Source organism: Micromonospora sp. NPDC051300 (assembly GCF_044455315.1).
Classification (GTDB): Bacteria; Actinomycetota; Actinomycetes; order Mycobacteriales; family Micromonosporaceae; genus Micromonospora; species Micromonospora robiginosa.
On sequence record NZ_JBITEP010000022.1, the window covers coordinates 90,140 to 107,232 of the forward strand.

A 17,093-nucleotide genomic window follows, 5' to 3' on the forward strand; every position below is an offset into this window, starting at 1 on the left:
GGACAATGTCTGACATGACTTCCACGTCGGATGCTCCGCGGTCGCCCGGGCGACCGCGGAGCACCCGCGCGGACGAGGCGATCGTGGAGGCCACCCTCGACCTGCTGGCCGAGGGGAGCACCATCGAGGCGCTCTCCATCGAGGCGATCGCCGCCCGGGCCGGCGTCGGCAAGGCCACCATCTACCGCCGCTGGTCCGGCAAGGAGGCGCTCCTGCTGGACGCGCTGCGCCGGCTCAAGGGCGACCCGCCCCGCACCGGCGGGCACTCCGTCCGCGACGACCTGGTGCAGCTCGTCGGCGCCGTCGGCCAGCACGTCGACCCGCGGGCCCGCATGATCATGCCGTGCCTGGTGCCCGAGGTGAGCCGCAGCTCCGCCCACCGGCAGGCCTACGAGGCGATCATCGAGCCCCGCCGGGAGGCGATGCGCGAGGTGCTGCGCCGCGCGGTCGAGCGCGGCGAGCTGCGCGCCGACCTGGACATCGAGGTCGCCATGGCGCTGCTCACCGCGCCGATGCTGACCCAGCGGATGGTGCACTGGTATCCCGGGCCGGACGAGCGGCTCCTGCCCGAGCGCATCGTGGACACGGTCCTGGAGGGCCTGCGCGCCCGCTGACCCGTCGGCGGCGGCCCACGCGCCCGCCGCGCCGGGCGGGTCAGGCGGCGGGCGTGCGCAGCCGGTGCAGGCGCAGCGCGAGCTGCACCTCCAGCGCCCGCTCCGGCTTCTGCCAGTCGGCGCCGAGCAACTGCCCGACCCGCTCCAGCCGCTGGGTCACCGTGTTCACGTGCACGTGCAACTGCTCGGCCGCCCGGGCCAGGCTGCCGCCCACCCCGAAGTACGCCTCCAGCGTCCGCACCAACGCGGTGCCCCGCCGCGCGTCGTAGTCGACCACCGGCCCCACCGTCGCGGTCAGGAACCCGCTGACGTCCCGGTCGCCGGCGTCGCCGACCGCGCCCAGCAGCAGCCCGACGAAGCCCAGCTCCGCGGTGCTCGCGCCCTGCCCGGCCCGGCCCAGCGCGCCGAGCGCGGTCAGGCAGCGTTCCGCCTCGGCGAACGTCACCGCCAACGACGCCGGGCCGGTCGACGGCCCGCTCGCCCCCGCGGTCACCGGCCGGCCGGTCACCCGGGACAGGTCCCGGGCCACCGCGCGGGCCGCCCCGCCGGCGTCCCGGCCGGGCAGCATCAGCACCACCCGCCCGTCGCGCGCCGCGGCCAGGCCACCCCGGGTCGAGGCGTACGTGGTGGCCCACGACAGGACCCGCTGCCGGGCCGACCCGGTCTCGGCGAACGCGTCGTCGCCGACCGCCACCAGCACGTGCGGGGCGTCCAGGTCCACCCCGATGCGGCGGGCCCGGCTGCGCAACGCGTCGGCGTCCCGCAACGGCCGGGCGATCAGGTCGTCCAGCAGCTCGCCCCGGACCCGCCCCTCCGCCTCGGCCACCGTGCGCCGGAACAGCAGCAGCAACGCGGTCACCAGCGCGGCCCGCTCCAGGATCCGCTGGTCGGCGTCGACCAGTTCGTCGTCCGGGCGCAGCACCAGCGCGCCCAGGTTCTCCGCGCCGGCCACCACTGCCGCGTACCAGAGCGGGCCGCGTCGCACGCTGCGCCCCTCGGTGCGCGACGCGGCGACCGCCTCGACGATGTCCGCCCGGTCCGGCTCCTCGATCTCACCGACCCGGGCCAGCCGGCGGCCCTCGGCGTCCAGCGCCAGCAGCGCCCCGCCGAGCACCTCGGTCACCGCCGCCGCCACGTCCTCCATCCCGCCGCCGCGCACCACCAGCGCGGTCATCCGGTCGTGCGCGGCGGCGGCCCGCTCCACCGAGCTGCTGTGCGCCCGGATCGTGCTGTTCGCCGAGGACAGCTCGGCCAGCGCCGAGCGGGTCTCGGCGAGCAGCCGGGCGGTGTCGATCGCCACCGCCGCGTGCGCGCCCAGCGACACCAGCAACGACACCTCCTCCCGGGCGAACGGGCGGGCCGAGCGGTTGGCCGCGTAGAGCACGCCGATCACGCTGGAGCCGAGCCGCAGCGGCACGCCGAGGATGGCCACCAGGCCCTCCTCGCCCACCCCGCCGTCGATCTCCCCGGTGTGCTTGAAGCGGTCGTCCTCCTGGTAGTTCGACGTCACGTACGGGGTGCCGGTCTGCGCCACCAGCCCGCCCAGGCCGTCGCCCATCTCCAGCCGCAGCCGCTGGAACCGCGCCGAGATCGACCCGTCGGTGACCCGCATGTAGGTGTCGCCGCGCTCGTCGTCGTTGAGCGTCATGTAGGCAACGTCGGTGCCGAGCAGGATCCGCGCCCGGTGCACGATCGCGCGCAGCACGTCGTCCAGGTCGCGCAGGCCGGCCAGGTCGCTGGCGGTGTCGTAGAGCCCGGACAGCTCGGTCTCCCGGCGCCGCCGGCGCTCCAGCAGCGCCCGGACCCGCAGCGCCACCACCTTCGCCTGCTCCAGCTCGGCCAGCCGGTCGGCGGGCAGGCCGGCGGCGCGCGCGGCGACCAGCGGGCCCTCGAACTCGACCGCGGCGGCCTCGCGCGCGAGCAGTTCCAGGAACTCCACCGGCGACGACATGACCGACATTGTGCGCGGCCCCACTAGTTGGCCGTCCAGCCCCCGTCGAGGGCGATCGAGGCGCCGGTGAGGAACGCGGCCGGCGGGGCGCACAGGTACGCCACCAGCTCGGCCACCTCCTCCGGCTCGATCAGCCGTTTGATCGCGGCCCGGGCCAGCATGATCTTCTCGACCACCTCGTCCTCGCCGATGCCGTGGCTGGCCGCCTGGTCGGCGATCTGGCTCTCCACCAGCGCGGTCCGCACGTACGCCGGGTTGATGCAGTTGGCCGTCACCCCGTGCGCGGCGCCCTCCAGCGCCACCACCTTGGACAGGCCCTCCAGGGCGTGCTTGGCGGAGACGTACGCCGCCTTGAACGGCGAGGCGCGCAGCCCGTGCACCGAGGAGATGTTGACGATCCGGCCCCAGCCGTTGGCGTACATCCGGGGCAGCGCCCGGCGGATGAGCAGGAAGGGCGCCTCGACCATCACCCGCTGGATGTACTCGAAGCGCTCGACCGGGAAGTCCTGCACCGGCGCGACGTGCTGCAACCCGGCGTTGTTCACCACGATGTCGGCGTCCACGTCGAGCCGGTCCACCGCCTCCGGGTCGGCCAGGTCGATCCCCTCGGCCCGGCCGCCGGCCTCGGCGGCCACCGCCTTGGCCGCCTCCACGTTGCGGTCCAGCACCACGACCGAGGCGCCGGCCGCCGCCAGGCGCAGGGCGCAGGCCCGGCCGATGCCGCTGCCACCACCGGTCACCAGGGCGTGGCGACCGGAGAGGTCGACGTGTACGACGTGGGGGACCGCCACGGGTTCTGCCGTCATGGCGCAGAAGTTACGAGGCGTGTGGCCCCGGGCACATGGGGCGGCGACACATACTCGACCGCTCCGGTGTGTGGTGCGTCCCGCGCCGATCGTCCCCGGCGTGTCCGCCCGTCCGGCCGCCCCGAGGCACCAGTAGGGTGTGTCGAACACACGTACTGCTGGCGGCTCGGGGAGGAGGCGGCGTGCGCGTGCTGGGCGTCGACCCGGGGCTGACCCGGTGCGGGGTCGGCGTGGTCGAGGGCGTGCCGGGCCGCCCGTGCACCCTGGTCGCCTACTACGTCGTCTACACCGATCCGGCCGACGAGCTGCCGTTGCGCCTGCTGCACCTGGACCGCTCGCTCACCGAGCTGGTCGCCGAGCACCGGCCGGACGCGGTCGCGGTGGAGCGGGTCTTCAGCCAGCACAACGTCCGTACCGTGATGGGCACCGCGCAGGCCAGCGGCGTGGCGGTGCTGGCCGGCGCGCGGGCCGGGCTGCCGGTGCAGACCTACACGCCGAGCGAGGTGAAGGCGGCGGTGACCGGCTCGGGCCAGGCCGACAAGAAGCAGATGACCACCATGGTCACCCGGCTGCTGCGACTGGCGGAGCCGCCGAAGCCGGCCGACGCCGCCGACGCGCTGGCGCTGGCCATCTGCCACGTCTGGCGCGGCGGCACCCGGTCCAAGCTGGCCGCCGCCGCCGACCAGGCCCGACGAGGAGGGGCGCGACGATGATCGCGAGTGTGCGCGGCACGGTGACCGCGACCGGTCCGGACCACGCCGTGGTGGAGGTGGGCGGCATCGGCCTGGCCGTGCAGTGCGCCCCCGGCACGATCGCCGACCTGCGGGTCGGCCAGCCGGCCCGGCTCGCCACCAGCCTGGTGGTCCGGGAGGACTCGCTCACCCTCTACGGCTTCGCCGACGACGACGCCAAGCAGCTCTTCGAGCTGCTGCAGACCGCCAGCGGGGTCGGTCCCCGGCTGGCCCAGGCGGTGCTCGCCGTGCACACCCCGGACGCCGTCCGCAAGGCCATCGCCAACGCCGACATCGCCGCGCTGACCCGGGTGCCCGGGATCGGCAAGAAGGGCGCCGAGCGGCTCGTGCTGGAGCTGCGGGACCGGGTCGGCCCGGTGGCGATCGGCCCGGACGGCGCGGGCGGGGTGACCGTGGGCGCCTGGCCGGAGCAGGTGCGCCAGGCGCTGGTCGGGCTCGGCTGGTCGGCCGCGCAGGCGGAGCAGGCGGTCGCCGCGGTCGCCGAGACCGTCGACGGGGAGACCCCGCCGGTGCCGGTCCTGCTCAAGCAGGCGATCCGCCTCCTGGGCCGCACCCGATGAGTGGGGACAACCTGGTCTCGGCGTACGTCAGCGACGCCGACCTGGACGCGGAGGCCAGCGTCCGGCCGAAGCGGCTCGGTGAGTTCATCGCCCAGCACCGGGTCCGCGACCAGCTCGACCTGCTGCTGCAGGGCGCGATGCGGCGCGGCTCCCCGCCGGACCACATCCTCCTGTCGGGGCCGCCCGGCCTCGGGAAGACGACCTTGGCCAACATCGTGGCCGCGGAGCTGGGCACCGGGATCCGGGTGACCAGCGGGCCGGCGATCGAGCGTTCCGGCGACCTGGCCGCGATCCTGACCAGCCTGGCCGAGGGCGACGTGCTCTTCATCGACGAGATCCACCGGATCGCCAAGCCGGCCGAGGAGCTGCTCTACAGCGCGATGGAGGACTTCCGGGTCGACGTGGTGGTGGGCAAGGGCCCGGGCGCGACCGCCATCCCGCTCGACGTGGAGCCGTTCACGCTCGTCGGCGCCACCACCCGGTCCGGCCTGCTGACCGGGCCGATGCGGGACCGGTTCGGCTTCGTCGCGCACCTCGACTTCTACTCCCCGGCCGACCTGGAGACGCTGCTGCACCGCTCCGCCCGGATCCTCGGCGTGCCGATCACCCCGGAGGGCGCGGCGGAGGTCGCCGGCCGGTCCCGGGGCACGCCCCGGATCGCCAACCGGCTGCTGCGCCGGGTCCGCGACTACGCCGAGGTGCGCGCCGACGGGGTGGTCAACCTGGAGACCGCCCGGGCCGCGCTCACCGTCTACGACGTGGACGCGCTGGGCCTGGACCGGCTGGACCGGGCGGTGCTGAAGGCGCTCGTCGACTCGTTCCGGGGTGGCCCGGTCGGGGTCTCCACGCTCGCGGTGGCGGTGGGGGAGCAGCCGGACACGGTCGAGGAGGTCTGCGAGCCGTTCCTGGTCCGGGCCGGGCTGCTCGCGCGCACGCCCCGGGGGCGGGTGGCCACCGAGGCCGCCTGGCACCATCTGGGCCGTACACCCCCGAATGGTACATTTGGTGCGGATACCTCCCGAGGGCCCGATCTGTTCTCGGCGCAGACCGACACGCCGTGATCCGTTCGTGATCTGTGCCGCATTCGGTCTTCTCAGGAGCAGCGACTAGACTTCGCCGCGGTCTGTACAGGACGTGAGAATCCGCCTCCGCTGCGGCGCCCTCCGGGGTCGGCGGAGGCCAACCGGAAGGTCGACACCGTGCTTTACGCAGCAGCGAGTGGCGGGGGAGCCGGCGGTCTGACGCCGATCCTCATGATCGCTCTGCTCTTCGTCGTCATGTACTTCATGATGATCCGTCCGCAGCAGAAGCGCCGCCGTGAGGCGGAGCAGATGCAGTCCGCGCTCGCCCCCGGCGACGAGGTGGTCACCATCGGCGGCCTGCACGGCACGGTCACCGTGGTCGAGGACGACACGGTCCTGCTCGAGGTGGCCCCGGGCGTGCAGACCCGGTACGCGCGTCCCGCCATCGCCCGGGTCGTCAAGCGGGCCGAGGCGCCCGAGGCGGAGACCATCAGCGAGGAAGCCGAGTCGGTCAAGGAGTGACCACCTGCCCCGGACGGGGCAGCGGAAACACCCCCACAAGTGGATAGTTGGGTCGGCGTCCGACGCCGGCACGCGGCCGGGCCCGCGCGACGCCCCCGCGTCGCGCCCGACCCGGCGTGCCGGTGACCGGCGCCGGCCCGCCGGAGCAGTCGGGCGGACACCCCCGGCCCGACAGTCGTCGCCGCCGCGGAAGCGGCGCGACCGTACAGGGAGACAGGACAGCCGTGGCACCACCTCAGGGACAGATGCGCCCCGGACGGCAGCTCGCCGTGCTCGGGTTCATCTTCGTCGTCCTCTATCTTTTGGTGTTCTTCTCGGGCGGCGCCAGCGGTGGCTGGAAGGACCGGCTGGAGCCCCGGCTCGGCCTGGACCTCATCGGCGGCACCCGGATGACGCTCGAGGCCACCAACACGGTCGACGGCAAGCCGCCGACTGCCGCCAACCTCGAAGAGGCGCGGCAGATCATCGAGAGCCGGGTCAACGCCTACGGCGTGGCCGAGGCCGAGGTGGTCACCGAGGGCAACCGCAACATCGTCATCTCCCTGCCCGGCCAGAACCGGAACCTGACCGATGTCGGTGAGGCCGCCGAGCTGCGCTTCCGCAAGGTGCTCAAGGCCACCGACGGCAGCGGCGCGGCCGCCGCGCCGGCGCCGAGCCCCAGCGCCTCCGCGGCCCCGTCCGGCAGCGCCTCGCCGAAGCCGTCCGGCAGCGCTTCGCCGAAGCCGAGCGCGAGCGCCAAGGTCTCCGCGTCGCCGAGCGCCGGCGGCCAGGGCGGCATGGCGCCCGCGCCGAGCGCCAGCGCCACGCCGACCCCGTCGGCCACGCCCAGCGCCGCCGCGCCGAGCGCCAGCGCCGAGCCGGTGCCGCAGGGCATCGAGCAGCAGCGCCAGGCCGTGCAGCAGAAGGTGGGCGCCGCCGCCTGGGCCGCCGCCTCCGGCCTCCAGGCCCCGGCCGACCTGGCCGCGGACCCGTCGCTGGCCGACAAGCTCAAGCCGTTCGGCACGCTCTCCCCGCAGGAGATCGCGGTGCTGCCGCCCGAGATGCAGTTCAACGTCCCCACCATCACCTGCGCCCAGCTCGACAAGCGGCCGGCCGGCTCGATCAAGGACCCGAAGCAGAAGGCGGTGGCCTGCGAGTCCGGCGCGAAGAATCTGCTGGACGTGGCCAAGGTCGAGGGCACCGACGTCAAGAACGCCTCCGCCCAGCTCGACCAGACCAGCGCCTGGGTGGTCAGCCTCAACTTCACCGGCAACGGCCAGGAGAAGTGGACCGCGCTGACCCGCGAGTCGTTCAACAACGAGGGTCAGGCCTGCGACCAGAGCGCGCTCGGCCAGGACGGCAAGTGCCGGGTCGCCGTGGTGCTGGACAACCGGATCGTCTCCTCGCCGGAGATCCAGGGCGTGCTGACCGGCGACTCGCAGATCACCGGCAGCTTCGACAACAAGTCGGCGAACCAGCTCGCCAGCCAGCTCCGCTACGGCGCGCTGCCGGTGACGTTCGAGCCGCAGGAGAGCCAGAACGTCACCGCGACGCTCGGCGACAGCCACCTCAAGGCGGGTCTGCTGGCGGCCGGCATCGGCATGCTGCTGGTCATCATCTACTCGTTCTTCTACTACCGGCTGCTCGGCTCGGTCATCTTCCTCAGCCTGGTGCTCTCCGCGCTGCTGGTCTTCGGCGCGCTCGTGGTGCTCGGCCGGTCGATCGGCTTTACGCTGACGCTCGCCGGCATCGCCGGCATGATCGTGTCGCTCGGTGTGGCGGCGGACTCGTTCGTCATCTACTTCGAACGACTGAAGGACGAGATCCGCGAGGGCCGCAGCCCGCGCAGCGCGGTGCCGCGGGCCTGGATCCGGGCCCGGCGGACGATCATCTCGGCGAACGCCATCACGCTGATGTCGGCAGTGGTGCTCTACATCGTCTCGGTCGGCGCGGTGAAGGGCTTCGCCTTCGCGCTCGGCCTGGCGACCGTGCTGGACCTGGTCGTCGTGTTCCTCTTCCGCCACCCGATCATGACGATGTTCGCCCGCACCCGGGCGTTCCTGTCACCGCGGGTCAGCGGTCTGGGCCGGGCGCTGCCGGCCCGCTCGGCCGAGTCGGGCACCGCCCGCAACCCGCGTGTCAAGGAGGCCTGAGATGGCGAAGAGTGGTCTGGCCGCCCGGCTCTACCGGGGCGAGGCCGATCTCAACATCGTCGGCAAGCGCAAGCTGTGGTTCGGCGTCGCCGGCGCGCTGGTGCTGATCGCGGTGCTGAGCTTCGCGCTCAACGGCTTCAAGCTGGGCATCGAGTTCGCCGGCGGCAACTCGTTCCAGGTGCCGGCCAGCGTCGGCACGCTGGACCGGGCCGAGACGGTGGTCGACGACGCGCTCGCCAAGGAGGCGCCAGGCGTCGAGGTGGTCACCGCGCAGAAAGTCGGCGGGGCCGGCGGCGAAACCTACGAGATGCGCACCGGGCAGTTGAGCCAGGAGCAGGCCGACGCGGCCAAGACCGCGATGGCGCAGGAGTTCGGCATCCAGGCCGACCAGATCAGCGGCAGCCAGGTCTCCGAGGCATGGGGCAGCCAGGTCACCTCGCGGGCCTTCCTCGGTCTGCTGATCTTCCTCGCGGTGGTGTCGATCTACCTGGTGCTGCGCTTCGAGTGGCGGATGGCGGTCGCCGCGATCGTCTCGCTGCTCACCAACCTGGTGCTCACCTCCGGCATCTACTCGCTCGTCGGCTTCGAGGTCACCCCGTCGACGATCATCGGTTTCCTCACCATCCTGGGCTTCGCGCTCTACGACGTGGTGGTGGTCTTCGATAAGGTGCAGGAGAACACGCGCGGCATCACCGCGAACAACAACCTCACCTACGGCGAGGCGTCCAACCTGGCGCTCAACCAGAGCCTCATGCGCTCGCTGAACACGTCGGTGGTCGCGCTGCTCCCGGTCGGCGGTCTGCTCTTCATCGGCGCCGGCCTGCTCGGCGCGGGCACCCTGAAGGACCTCGGTCTGGTGCTCTTCGTCGGCATGGCGGTGGCGTTCCTGACCTCGATCCTGCTGGCCACGCCGCTGCTGGTGCTGCTGAAGAACCAGGACCCGCGGATCAGCGCGCACAACAAGCGGGTGCTCGCCCGCCGGGCGGCAGTCGCCCGGGGCGAGGTCACCCCCAAGGGCGCGCCGCGCCCGGCGCCGACCGCCGACCAGCCGGTCGACCCGGACGGCGCGCTCGCCGGCGCCGCACCGAAGGTCGGCTCCCGGCCGACCGGCAAGCGTCCCAGCGGCGCCCGGGGTGGTCGCCCCGGTGGCGGCGGGGGCAACCGGCCGGGCGGCGCGAAGCGCCGCTGACCCGGACGAGATCGACCGGACGGCGTCCGTCATGCTGGTGTCACGGCATGACGGACGCCGTCGTCGTTTCGAGAGGACATGGGACGCACCGTGACGGAGACGCACACCGCAGGCGTACGCGGAGACAGCGGCCCGGAGGTCGCCCAGTTGGTCGCCAGCCGGCTGCTGGACGTGCCGGACTTCCCCAAGCCGGGGGTCGTGTTCAAGGACCTGATGCCGCTCTTCGCCGACGGCGTCGCGTTCCGTGAGGTGATCGACGGGATCATCGCCTACCACGGTCCGGAGTCGTTCGACGTGGTCGCCGGCATCGAGGCGCGCGGGTTCGTGCTGGCGGCGGCGGTCGCCTACGCCACAGGCGTCGGCGTGGTGCCGGTGCGCAAGGCCGGCAAGCTGCCCCGCGCGACCCACTCGGCCTCCTACGCGCTGGAATACGGCGAGGCGACGCTGGAGGTCCACCAGGACGCGTTCACCGCCGGGCACCGGGTGCTGATCCTCGACGACGTGCTCGCCACCGGCGGCACCGCCGAGGCCACGCTCGACCTGGTGGAGCGCGCCGGCGGCACGGTCTCCGGCTTCACCGTGCTGCTGGAGCTGGGCTTCCTCAAGGGCCGGGAGCGCCTCGCCCCGCGTCCGGTCCATGCCCTGTTGACCGTTTGACCCCGTCCGCCGGTCCGGCCCGCCGGCACCGACCGTCCGGGGGAGCGGTGGCGTACCCTGCGTACGGGTAGCATTGCCCTTTGCCTGACCGGGCGGGCGACCGTCGGCAGGTGGCGGAGCCGCCGGGGCGCAGCCCCGGTGACCGGCGCGGAACAACACCGGCCCCCGGGTCGGTTGGACCAGACGTCGGCCGGACGGCCGGCGCATCCCGGCGAACGGTGAGGAGGCCGGTGTCCCACGATGTCGTCCCTCCGGTGGAGGGCACGGTGCACCCGACAGGCGACGCGGACGGCTCGGTGACCGAGCACAGCGGCAACCCGCCGGCCCGGGTGGCCGGCGCCGCCGACGGCGCGCCGGACGCGACCGCCGACGGCGGGGCGGTGGTGGTGCCGTTCCCCACCGACGACCCGTCGACCAGCGGCGGCTTCGCCCTCTCCAACGCGCCCACCGGCCGGCGGGTGCGGGCCAGGCTGGCCCGGTTCAACGCGCCCTGGCAGACCTCGCAGGTCAGCGAGGTGCTGGAGCCGCTGATCGCCTCCCACCGGGACGCCCATCCCAAGGCCGACGCCCGGCTGCTCCAGCGTGCCTTCGACACCGCGGCGCGCTGGCACTCGGGGCAGTACCGCAAGTCCGGCGACCCCTACATCACGCACCCGCTCGCGGTGGCGACCATCCTGGGCAACCTGGGCATGGACACCACCACGCTGGTGGCGGCGCTGCTGCACGACACGATCGAGGACACCGAATACACCCTCGACGCGATGCGCGCCGACTTCGGCGGCGAGGTCGCGCTGCTTGTCGACGGCGTGACCAAGCTCGACAAGGTGAAGCTGGGCGACGCGGCCAAGGCGGAGACCATCCGCAAGATGGTCGTGGCGATGGCGAAGGACCCCCGGGTCCTGGTGATCAAGCTCGCCGACCGGCTGCACAACATGCGGACGCTGACCTTCCTGCCCCGCCCCAAGCAGGAGCAGAAGGCCAAGGAGACGCTGGAGATCCTCGCCCCGCTGGCGCACCGGCTCGGTATGAACACGATCAAGTGGGAGCTGGAGGATCTCGCCTTCGGCACGCTGTTCCCGAAGCGGTTCGAGGAGATCAACCGGCTGATCGGGGAGCACCAGCCGCAGCGCGAGGCGCTGCTGCGGCAGGTGACGCAGAAGGTGTCGACCGACCTGAAGGCCGCCAAGATCAAGGCGGAGACCACCGGGCGGCCGAAGCACCTCTACTCGATCTACCAGAAGATGATCGTGCGGGGTCGCGACTTCAACGACATCTACGACCTGGTGGGCGTACGGATCCTGGTCGACACGGTGCGCGACTGCTATGCGGCGCTGGGGGTCATCCACGCCAACTGGCAGCCGGTGCCGGGCCGGTTCAAGGACTACATCGCCATGCCCAAGTTCAACATGTACCAGTCGTTGCACACGACGGTCATCGGGCCCACCGGCAAGCCGGTGGAGATGCAGATCCGCACCTACGCGATGCACCGCACCGCCGAGTTCGGCATCGCCGCGCACTGGAAGTACAAGGAGCACAAGGGCACCCAGGTGGTGGGCCCGCCGGCGCACATCGACGAGATGACCTGGCTGCGGCAGCTGCTGGACTGGCAGCGCGAGGCGGCCGACCCGAGCGAGTTCCTGGACGCGCTGCGCTTCGACCTGTCCAGCCAGGAGGTGTACGTCTTCACCCCGAAGGGCGACGTCATCCCGCTGCCGACCGGGTCGACGCCTGTCGACTTCGCGTACGCGGTGCACACCGAGGTCGGGCACAAGTGCATCGGAGCGCGGGTCAACGGCAAGCTGGTGCCGTTGGAGTCGACGCTGTCCAACGGCGACGTGATCGAGATCTTCACCTCGAAGTCCGACACGGCCGGCCCCACGCAGGACTGGTTGGGCTTCGTCAAGAGCCCGCGGGCGCGCACCAAGATCCGGCAGTACTTCAACAAGGAGCGGCGCGAGGAGGCGATCGAGGCCGGCAAGGACGCGATCGTCAAGGCGATGCGCAAGCAGGGCATGCCGTTGCAGCGGATGCTCACCTCGGACGCGCTGATGGGGATCGCCCGGGACCTGCACCTCGCCGACGTGGCCTCGCTCTACGCGGCGGTCGGCGACAGCCAGGTCTCCGCGCAGTCGGTGGTGCAGAAGCTGATGGCGTCCTACGGGGGCGAGGAGGGCGCGGCGGAGGACATCGCCGAGACCGCCGTCGCCACCCGGCCGCCGCGCAGCCGGCAGAGCAGCGCCGACCCGGGCGTGGTGGTCCGGGGCGTCAGCGACGTCTGGATCAAGCTGGCCCGCTGCTGCACGCCGGTGCCGCCGGACTCGGTGTTCGGGTTCGTCACCCGCTCCGGCGGGGTCAGCGTGCACCGCGACGACTGTGCCAACGCCGAGGACCTGCGGGCGCAGCCCGAGCGGGTGGTCGAGGTGAGCTGGAAGCTGACGTCGGCCTCCACGTTCCTGGTCGCCATCCAGGTGGAGGCGCTCGACCGGCACAAGCTGCTCGCCGACGTCACCCGGGTGCTGTCGGAGGAGCGGGTGAACATCCTCTCCGCGACGGTCACCACCACCCGCGACCGGGTGGCGGTGAGCCGGTTCAGCTTCGAGATGGCCGACCCGAAGCACCTCGGGCACCTGCTGGCCGCGGTCCGCAAGGTCGACGGCGTCTTCGACGCCTACCGGGTCACCTCGGGGGCCTGAGCGCACACGAGAAAGCGCCCGCCGGTCGATCCGGCGGGCGCTTCTCGGTGATCGGGGTCAGCCCTGGATGTCGCTCAGGCTCACCTTGGTCATGACGATCTCCTTCTTCGGGTGACCGCCGCCGGCCTGCTTGGCGAACGCGCCGTCGTCACCGGCCGCGGCGACCTGCTTCACCACGTCCATGCCGCCGGTGATGGTGCCCAGCACCGTGTAGTTCGGGTCGAGCTGGGAGTCGCCGTACACGATGAAGAACTGGCTGCCGGTGCTGCCGGGCTGACCCGAGTTGGCCATCGCGATGACGCCCTCCGGGTACGGCGGCCGCTTGTTGGTGGGCAGGTTCTCCTCGGCCAGGTTGTAGCTGGGCCCACCGGTGCCGTCGGTGTCCCGCCAGCCCTTGCCGGTCGCGCTCGGGTCGCCGCACTGCAACACCTTGATGCCCTCGGTGACCAGCCGGTGGCACTTGGTGTTGTCGAAGAAGCCCTTGCTGGCCAGGTGGGTGAAGCTGCCGGCGGCGCAGGGCACCGCGGCCCGGTCGAGCTTGGCGGTGATCGGACCCAGGTTGGTGTCGATCGTCATCGTCTGGCTGCCCTTGTTCGCCTGCTGCGCCGGCGGCAGCCCGACGTCCTTGATCTGCGCCGGGCGGCCCTGCTTCGGCACCTCGGTGTAGGCGCACTGGGCGAACCCGGCGCCGGCCCCGGCCTGCTTCTTGTCGTCGTCACCGCCGAGCGACGTGGCGAGCCAGACCGTGCCGGCCACGACGAGCACCAGCACGGCCGCGGCGCCGACGATCGCCTGCGTCTGCCGGCGCTTGCGGGCCTTGCCGGACCGCTCGGCCATCTCCCGTTCGAGCCGGGCCCGCGCCGCCGCCCGCTGGCGGTCTCTCGTGGAGGTCACGCTCACTCCTCACCTGCTGTGTATCGGGGGGCGACGTCGCACGCCGCCGAGTCAACTGTGGATCAACCGGCGCTGGGGCTGGCCGCCGGCGCGGTCTTCGGCTCGCCGACGGTGAGGCTCTGGATCACCACGTCCGTCTTCGGCTTGACCTTGGCGCCGCTGCCGTTGTCCACGGTCGGCAGGGCGCCGATCTTCTCCACCACGTCCAGCCCGCCGGTGACCTTGCCGACCACGCTGTAGGCCGGCTTGGCCGGGTTGAAGTCCTTGAAGAAAATCAGGAACTGGCTGCCGTTGCTGCCCGGCGGGTTGCCGATCAGGGCGACAGTGCCCTTCGGGTATGCCGGCGGCTGTCCCGGCGCCGGCGAGGCCGACGGGCTGGGCTCGGGGCCGGTGGGGACGTTCTCGTCGTAGAACGAGTAGGTGGGGCCGCCGATCCCGGTGCCGCTCGGGTCGCCGCAGCGCAGCGCTCCCTCGGCGGTGATCTCGTGGCACTTGGTGTCGTTGTAGAACGACCGGCTCGCCAGGTGGGCGAGGCTCGCGCCGCCGCAGGGGGCGGCGGCCAGGTCGAGGTCGACGGTGATCGGCCCGCCCTGGTTGGTGGTGACCGTCATCGGCCGGGTGCCCGAGGTGGGCAGGTCCTTGGTGGCGGGAACGCCGACGTCCTTGACGTTGGCGTTCCCGGCGCCGTCCTGCGGGGTCCAGAGGCAGGTGTCCTCGGCGGCCTGCTTCTTCGGCTCCGAGTCGAAGGCACCGAGCGCCCAGGCCGAACCGGCGACGATGAGCGCGAGCACCACCGCGGCGCCCACCCCGGCCTGGATCTGCCGGCGACGCTTCGCGGTCGCGGCCCGCCGGGCGAGTTGCCGGTCGAGCTTGGCGCGCGCCAGTTTGCGCTGCCGGTCCCTGCTGGAAGCCACAGGTGCTCCCCTTCCTCTGCCTGATCGTGGCCGGCGTCCGGGCGCTGCCCGCCGTCGGAACCGGGGTGCGCCACGCCACACGCCCGCCAGAGTGTACGGGTACGCGCTGTGAATGTGGTGTACGAGGTGCCGCCTGCGCTTATCGGATGGTGTCACTGTGCTCGACGGGGCGGGTGGGGTCGGTGCGGGCGAAACCCGCTCGCCGGTACGACTAGGCTGCTGGGCGAGGACGACGACCGGACGGAGAGGGGACGGACGTGCTCGTGGCCGGCTTTCCCGCGGACGCCTTCGGCACCAACTGCTATGTGGTGGCGACCGCTCCGGGGGAGCAGTGCGTGGTGGTCGACCCCGGCATCGGGGTGCTCGACCGGCTCGACGCCGTGCTCGCCGAGCACCGCCTGCACCCGGCCGCCGTGCTCCTGACCCACGGCCACCTCGACCACACCTTCTCGGTCGCGCCGGTGTGCGGCGCCCGGGGCATCGCGGCCTACGTCCACCCGGAGGACCGGGAACTGTTGGCCGACCCGTCCAAGGCGCTCTCGATGGACCTCACCGCGCTGTTCGGCGGCCGGCTGCCGTACGCCGAGCCCGACGACGTGGCCGAGTTGACCGACGGCGCGACGCTGTCGCTCGCCGGGTTGGAGATCACCGTCGACCACGCCCCGGGCCATACCGGCGGGTCGGTGCTGTTCCGGATGCCCGGCGCCGGCTCGCCCTGGGAGGCCGACGAGATCTGCCTCTCCGGTGACGTGCTGTTCGCCGGCTCGATCGGCCGCACCGACCTGCCGGGCGGCAGCATGCCCCGCATGCTGGCCAGCCTCCGGGAGAAGGTCCTCCCGCTGGCCGACGACACAGTCGTCCTGCCCGGCCACGGCCCCGCGACCACCATCGGCCGCGAGCGCGCGAGCAACCCCTACCTCGTCGAGGTGGCGGACTCCGCGCGCCCGGCCGCGCCCACCCGAGGCCTCTAGACCCGCACCCGCGCCCGGCGCGGGATCGCAAGGAGCACGCCATGAGCAAGCCCACGCCCATCTCCGGCTTCCCCGAGTGGACGCCGGCACAGCGGATGATCGAGCAGTCCGTGCTGGACCGGATCCGCGCCACCTTCGAGCTGTACGGTTTCGCGCCGCTGGAGACCCGGTCGGTCGAGCCGCTGGACCAGTTGCTGCGCAAGGGGGAGACCTCGAAGGAGGTCTACCTGCTGCGCCGGTTGCAGGCCGACGCCGACGGGCCGGCCGGCGACGACGCGCTCGGCCTGCACTTCGACCTGACCGTGCCGTTCGCCCGCTACGTGCTGGAGAACGGCGGCAAGCTGCAGTTCCCGTTCCGCCGCTACCAGATCCAGAAGGTCTGGCGGGGGGAGCGCCCGCAGGAGGGCCGCTACCGGGAGTTCCTCCAGGCCGACATCGACATCGTCGACCGGGACACGCTGCCGCCGCACTACGAGGCCGAGATGCCGCTGGTGATCGGCGACGCGCTGCGCGCGCTGCCCATCCCGCCGGTACGCATCCAGGTCAACAACCGCAAGATCTGCGAGGGCTTCTACCGGGGCATCGGGTTGACCGACCCGGAGGCGGCGCTGCGCGCGGTGGACAAGCTCGACAAGATCGGGCCGGCGAAGGTGGCCGAGCTGCTGGCCGAGACCGCCGGGGCGAGCGAGGCGCAGGCCAAGGCGTGCCTGGCGCTGGCCGAGATCTCCGCCCCGGACGCGTCCTTCGCCGACGCGGTGCGGGCCCTCGGGGTGAGCGACCCGCTGCTGGACGAGGGCGTCGCGGAGCTGACCGCGGTGGTGGAGACCGCCGCCGCGCACGCGCCCGGCCTCTGCGTCGCCGACCTGCGCATCGCCCGCGGGCTGGACTACTACACCGGCACCGTCTACGAGACGCAGATGGTCGGCTACGAGCGGTTCGGCTCGATCTGCTCCGGCGGTCGCTACGACAACCTGGCCAGCTCCGGCGCGGTCCGGTTCCCGGGCGTGGGCATCTCGATCGGCGTGACCCGGCTGCTCGGCCTGCTCTTCGGCGCCGACGCGCTGTCGGTGTCCCGGTCGGTGCCGACCTGCGTGCTGGTCGCGGTCACCGCCGAGGAGGACCGCCCGGCCAGCGACGCGGTCGCGGCGGCGCTGCGCTCGCGCGGCGTGCCGACCGAGGTGTCGCCGTCCGCGGCGAAGTTCGGCAAGCAGATCCGGTACGCCGAGCGGCGCGGCATCCCGTACGTCTGGTTCCCCGGCGCGGACGGCGACGAGGTGAAGGACATCCGCTCCGGTGAGCAGGTGGCCGCGGCGGCGGGCGAGTGGACGCCGCCCCGGGCGGACCTGGCGCCGCTGGTCGCCGGCACTGGCGTCTGACGACGATTCGACCTACGGTGGCGTAAGTTACGCCACCGTA

At 72.8% G+C, this 17,093-nt stretch carries 15 protein-coding genes; 11 read left to right on the forward strand and 4 right to left on the reverse strand.

Features of this window, described 5'->3' with window-relative positions; translation table 11 throughout:
- Window positions 1-5 precede the first annotated feature (5 nt).
- Window positions 6-614, forward strand: a complete 609-nt coding sequence (locus ACIA5A_RS22850) for a TetR/AcrR family transcriptional regulator (protein WP_396765735.1) — start codon at window positions 6-8, stop codon at window positions 612-614.
- 40 nt (window positions 615-654) lie between these two features.
- Here the strand turns inward: ACIA5A_RS22850 and ACIA5A_RS22855 are convergent, their stop codons facing one another.
- Together ACIA5A_RS22855 and ACIA5A_RS22860 are read right to left on the reverse strand one after the other, a co-directional pair.
- Window positions 655-2,574 carry a helix-turn-helix domain-containing protein gene (locus tag ACIA5A_RS22855; RefSeq protein WP_396765738.1) on the reverse strand — a complete coding sequence of 640 codons (1,920 nt, stop codon included), beginning with the start codon at window positions 2,572-2,574 and terminating at the stop codon, window positions 655-657.
- A 14-nt stretch (window positions 2,575-2,588) separates the two neighbouring features.
- Entirely contained in the window at window positions 2,589-3,371 is a 783-nt protein-coding gene (locus tag ACIA5A_RS22860) for a 3-hydroxybutyrate dehydrogenase (protein WP_396765741.1), read from the reverse strand.
- Window positions 3,372-3,553: 182 nt separating this feature from the next.
- Here ACIA5A_RS22860 and ruvC point away from each other — a divergent pair, with 182 nt between their 5' ends.
- The 8 genes from ruvC to ACIA5A_RS22900 all read left to right on the forward strand — a co-directional run bounded on the left by ruvC (window position 3,554) and on the right by ACIA5A_RS22900 (window position 12,898).
- The gene (ruvC, locus tag ACIA5A_RS22865) at window positions 3,554-4,084 is read left to right on the forward strand and encodes a crossover junction endodeoxyribonuclease RuvC (RefSeq protein WP_396765744.1); all 531 of its coding nucleotides are present in this window, start codon (window positions 3,554-3,556) and stop codon (window positions 4,082-4,084) included.
- The gene (gene ruvA, locus ACIA5A_RS22870) at window positions 4,081-4,683 is read left to right on the forward strand and encodes a Holliday junction branch migration protein RuvA (RefSeq protein ID WP_396765747.1); all 603 of its coding nucleotides are present in this window, start codon (window positions 4,081-4,083) and stop codon (window positions 4,681-4,683) included. The genes ruvC and ruvA overlap by 4 nt, the downstream gene beginning before the upstream one ends.
- Complete coding sequence (gene ruvB, locus ACIA5A_RS22875) at window positions 4,680-5,744, forward strand: Holliday junction branch migration DNA helicase RuvB (protein ID WP_396765749.1); 1,065 nt, start codon at window positions 4,680-4,682, stop codon at window positions 5,742-5,744. Before ruvA ends, ruvB begins: the two co-directional genes overlap by 4 nt.
- Window positions 5,745-5,882: 138 nt before the next feature.
- Window positions 5,883-6,227, forward strand: coding sequence for a preprotein translocase subunit YajC (gene yajC / locus ACIA5A_RS22880; RefSeq protein WP_396765752.1), 345 nt, complete (start codon window positions 5,883-5,885; stop codon window positions 6,225-6,227).
- Between the two features lie 224 nt (window positions 6,228-6,451).
- Window positions 6,452-8,359 (forward strand): protein translocase subunit SecD, encoded by a 1,908-nt coding sequence (gene secD, locus ACIA5A_RS22885; protein ID WP_396765755.1) that lies wholly within the window; start codon window positions 6,452-6,454, stop codon window positions 8,357-8,359.
- Between the two features lies 1 nt (window position 8,360).
- The gene (secF, locus tag ACIA5A_RS22890; RefSeq protein ID WP_396765758.1) at window positions 8,361-9,548 is read left to right on the forward strand and encodes a protein translocase subunit SecF; all 1,188 of its coding nucleotides are present in this window, start codon (window positions 8,361-8,363) and stop codon (window positions 9,546-9,548) included.
- A gap of 90 nt (window positions 9,549-9,638) precedes the next feature.
- Window positions 9,639-10,205, forward strand: coding sequence for an adenine phosphoribosyltransferase (locus ACIA5A_RS22895; RefSeq protein ID WP_396765761.1), 567 nt, complete (start codon window positions 9,639-9,641; stop codon window positions 10,203-10,205).
- Window positions 10,206-10,459: 254 nt separating this feature from the next.
- Window positions 10,460-12,898 (forward strand): RelA/SpoT family protein, encoded by a 2,439-nt coding sequence (locus ACIA5A_RS22900; RefSeq protein ID WP_396765817.1) that lies wholly within the window; start codon window positions 10,460-10,462, stop codon window positions 12,896-12,898.
- A gap of 57 nt (window positions 12,899-12,955) precedes the next feature.
- Here the strand turns inward: ACIA5A_RS22900 and ACIA5A_RS22905 are convergent, their stop codons facing one another.
- Window positions 12,956-13,792: a peptidylprolyl isomerase gene (locus tag ACIA5A_RS22905; RefSeq protein WP_396765763.1), complete on the reverse strand. Its 837-nt coding sequence runs from the start codon at window positions 13,790-13,792 to the stop codon at window positions 12,956-12,958.
- A 62-nt stretch (window positions 13,793-13,854) separates the two neighbouring features.
- Window positions 13,855-14,706, reverse strand: coding sequence for a peptidylprolyl isomerase (locus ACIA5A_RS22910; protein ID WP_396765766.1), 852 nt, complete (start codon window positions 14,704-14,706; stop codon window positions 13,855-13,857).
- Window positions 14,707-14,963: 257 nt separating this feature from the next.
- Here ACIA5A_RS22910 and ACIA5A_RS22915 point away from each other — a divergent pair, with 257 nt between their 5' ends.
- A complete protein-coding gene (locus tag ACIA5A_RS22915) occupies window positions 14,964-15,677 on the forward strand; it encodes an MBL fold metallo-hydrolase (RefSeq protein WP_396765769.1) in 714 nt (237 codons plus the stop codon).
- A 41-nt stretch (window positions 15,678-15,718) separates the two neighbouring features.
- A complete protein-coding gene (hisS, locus tag ACIA5A_RS22920) occupies window positions 15,719-17,053 on the forward strand; it encodes a histidine--tRNA ligase (protein ID WP_396765772.1) in 1,335 nt (444 codons plus the stop codon).
- Window positions 17,054-17,093 lie beyond the last annotated feature (40 nt).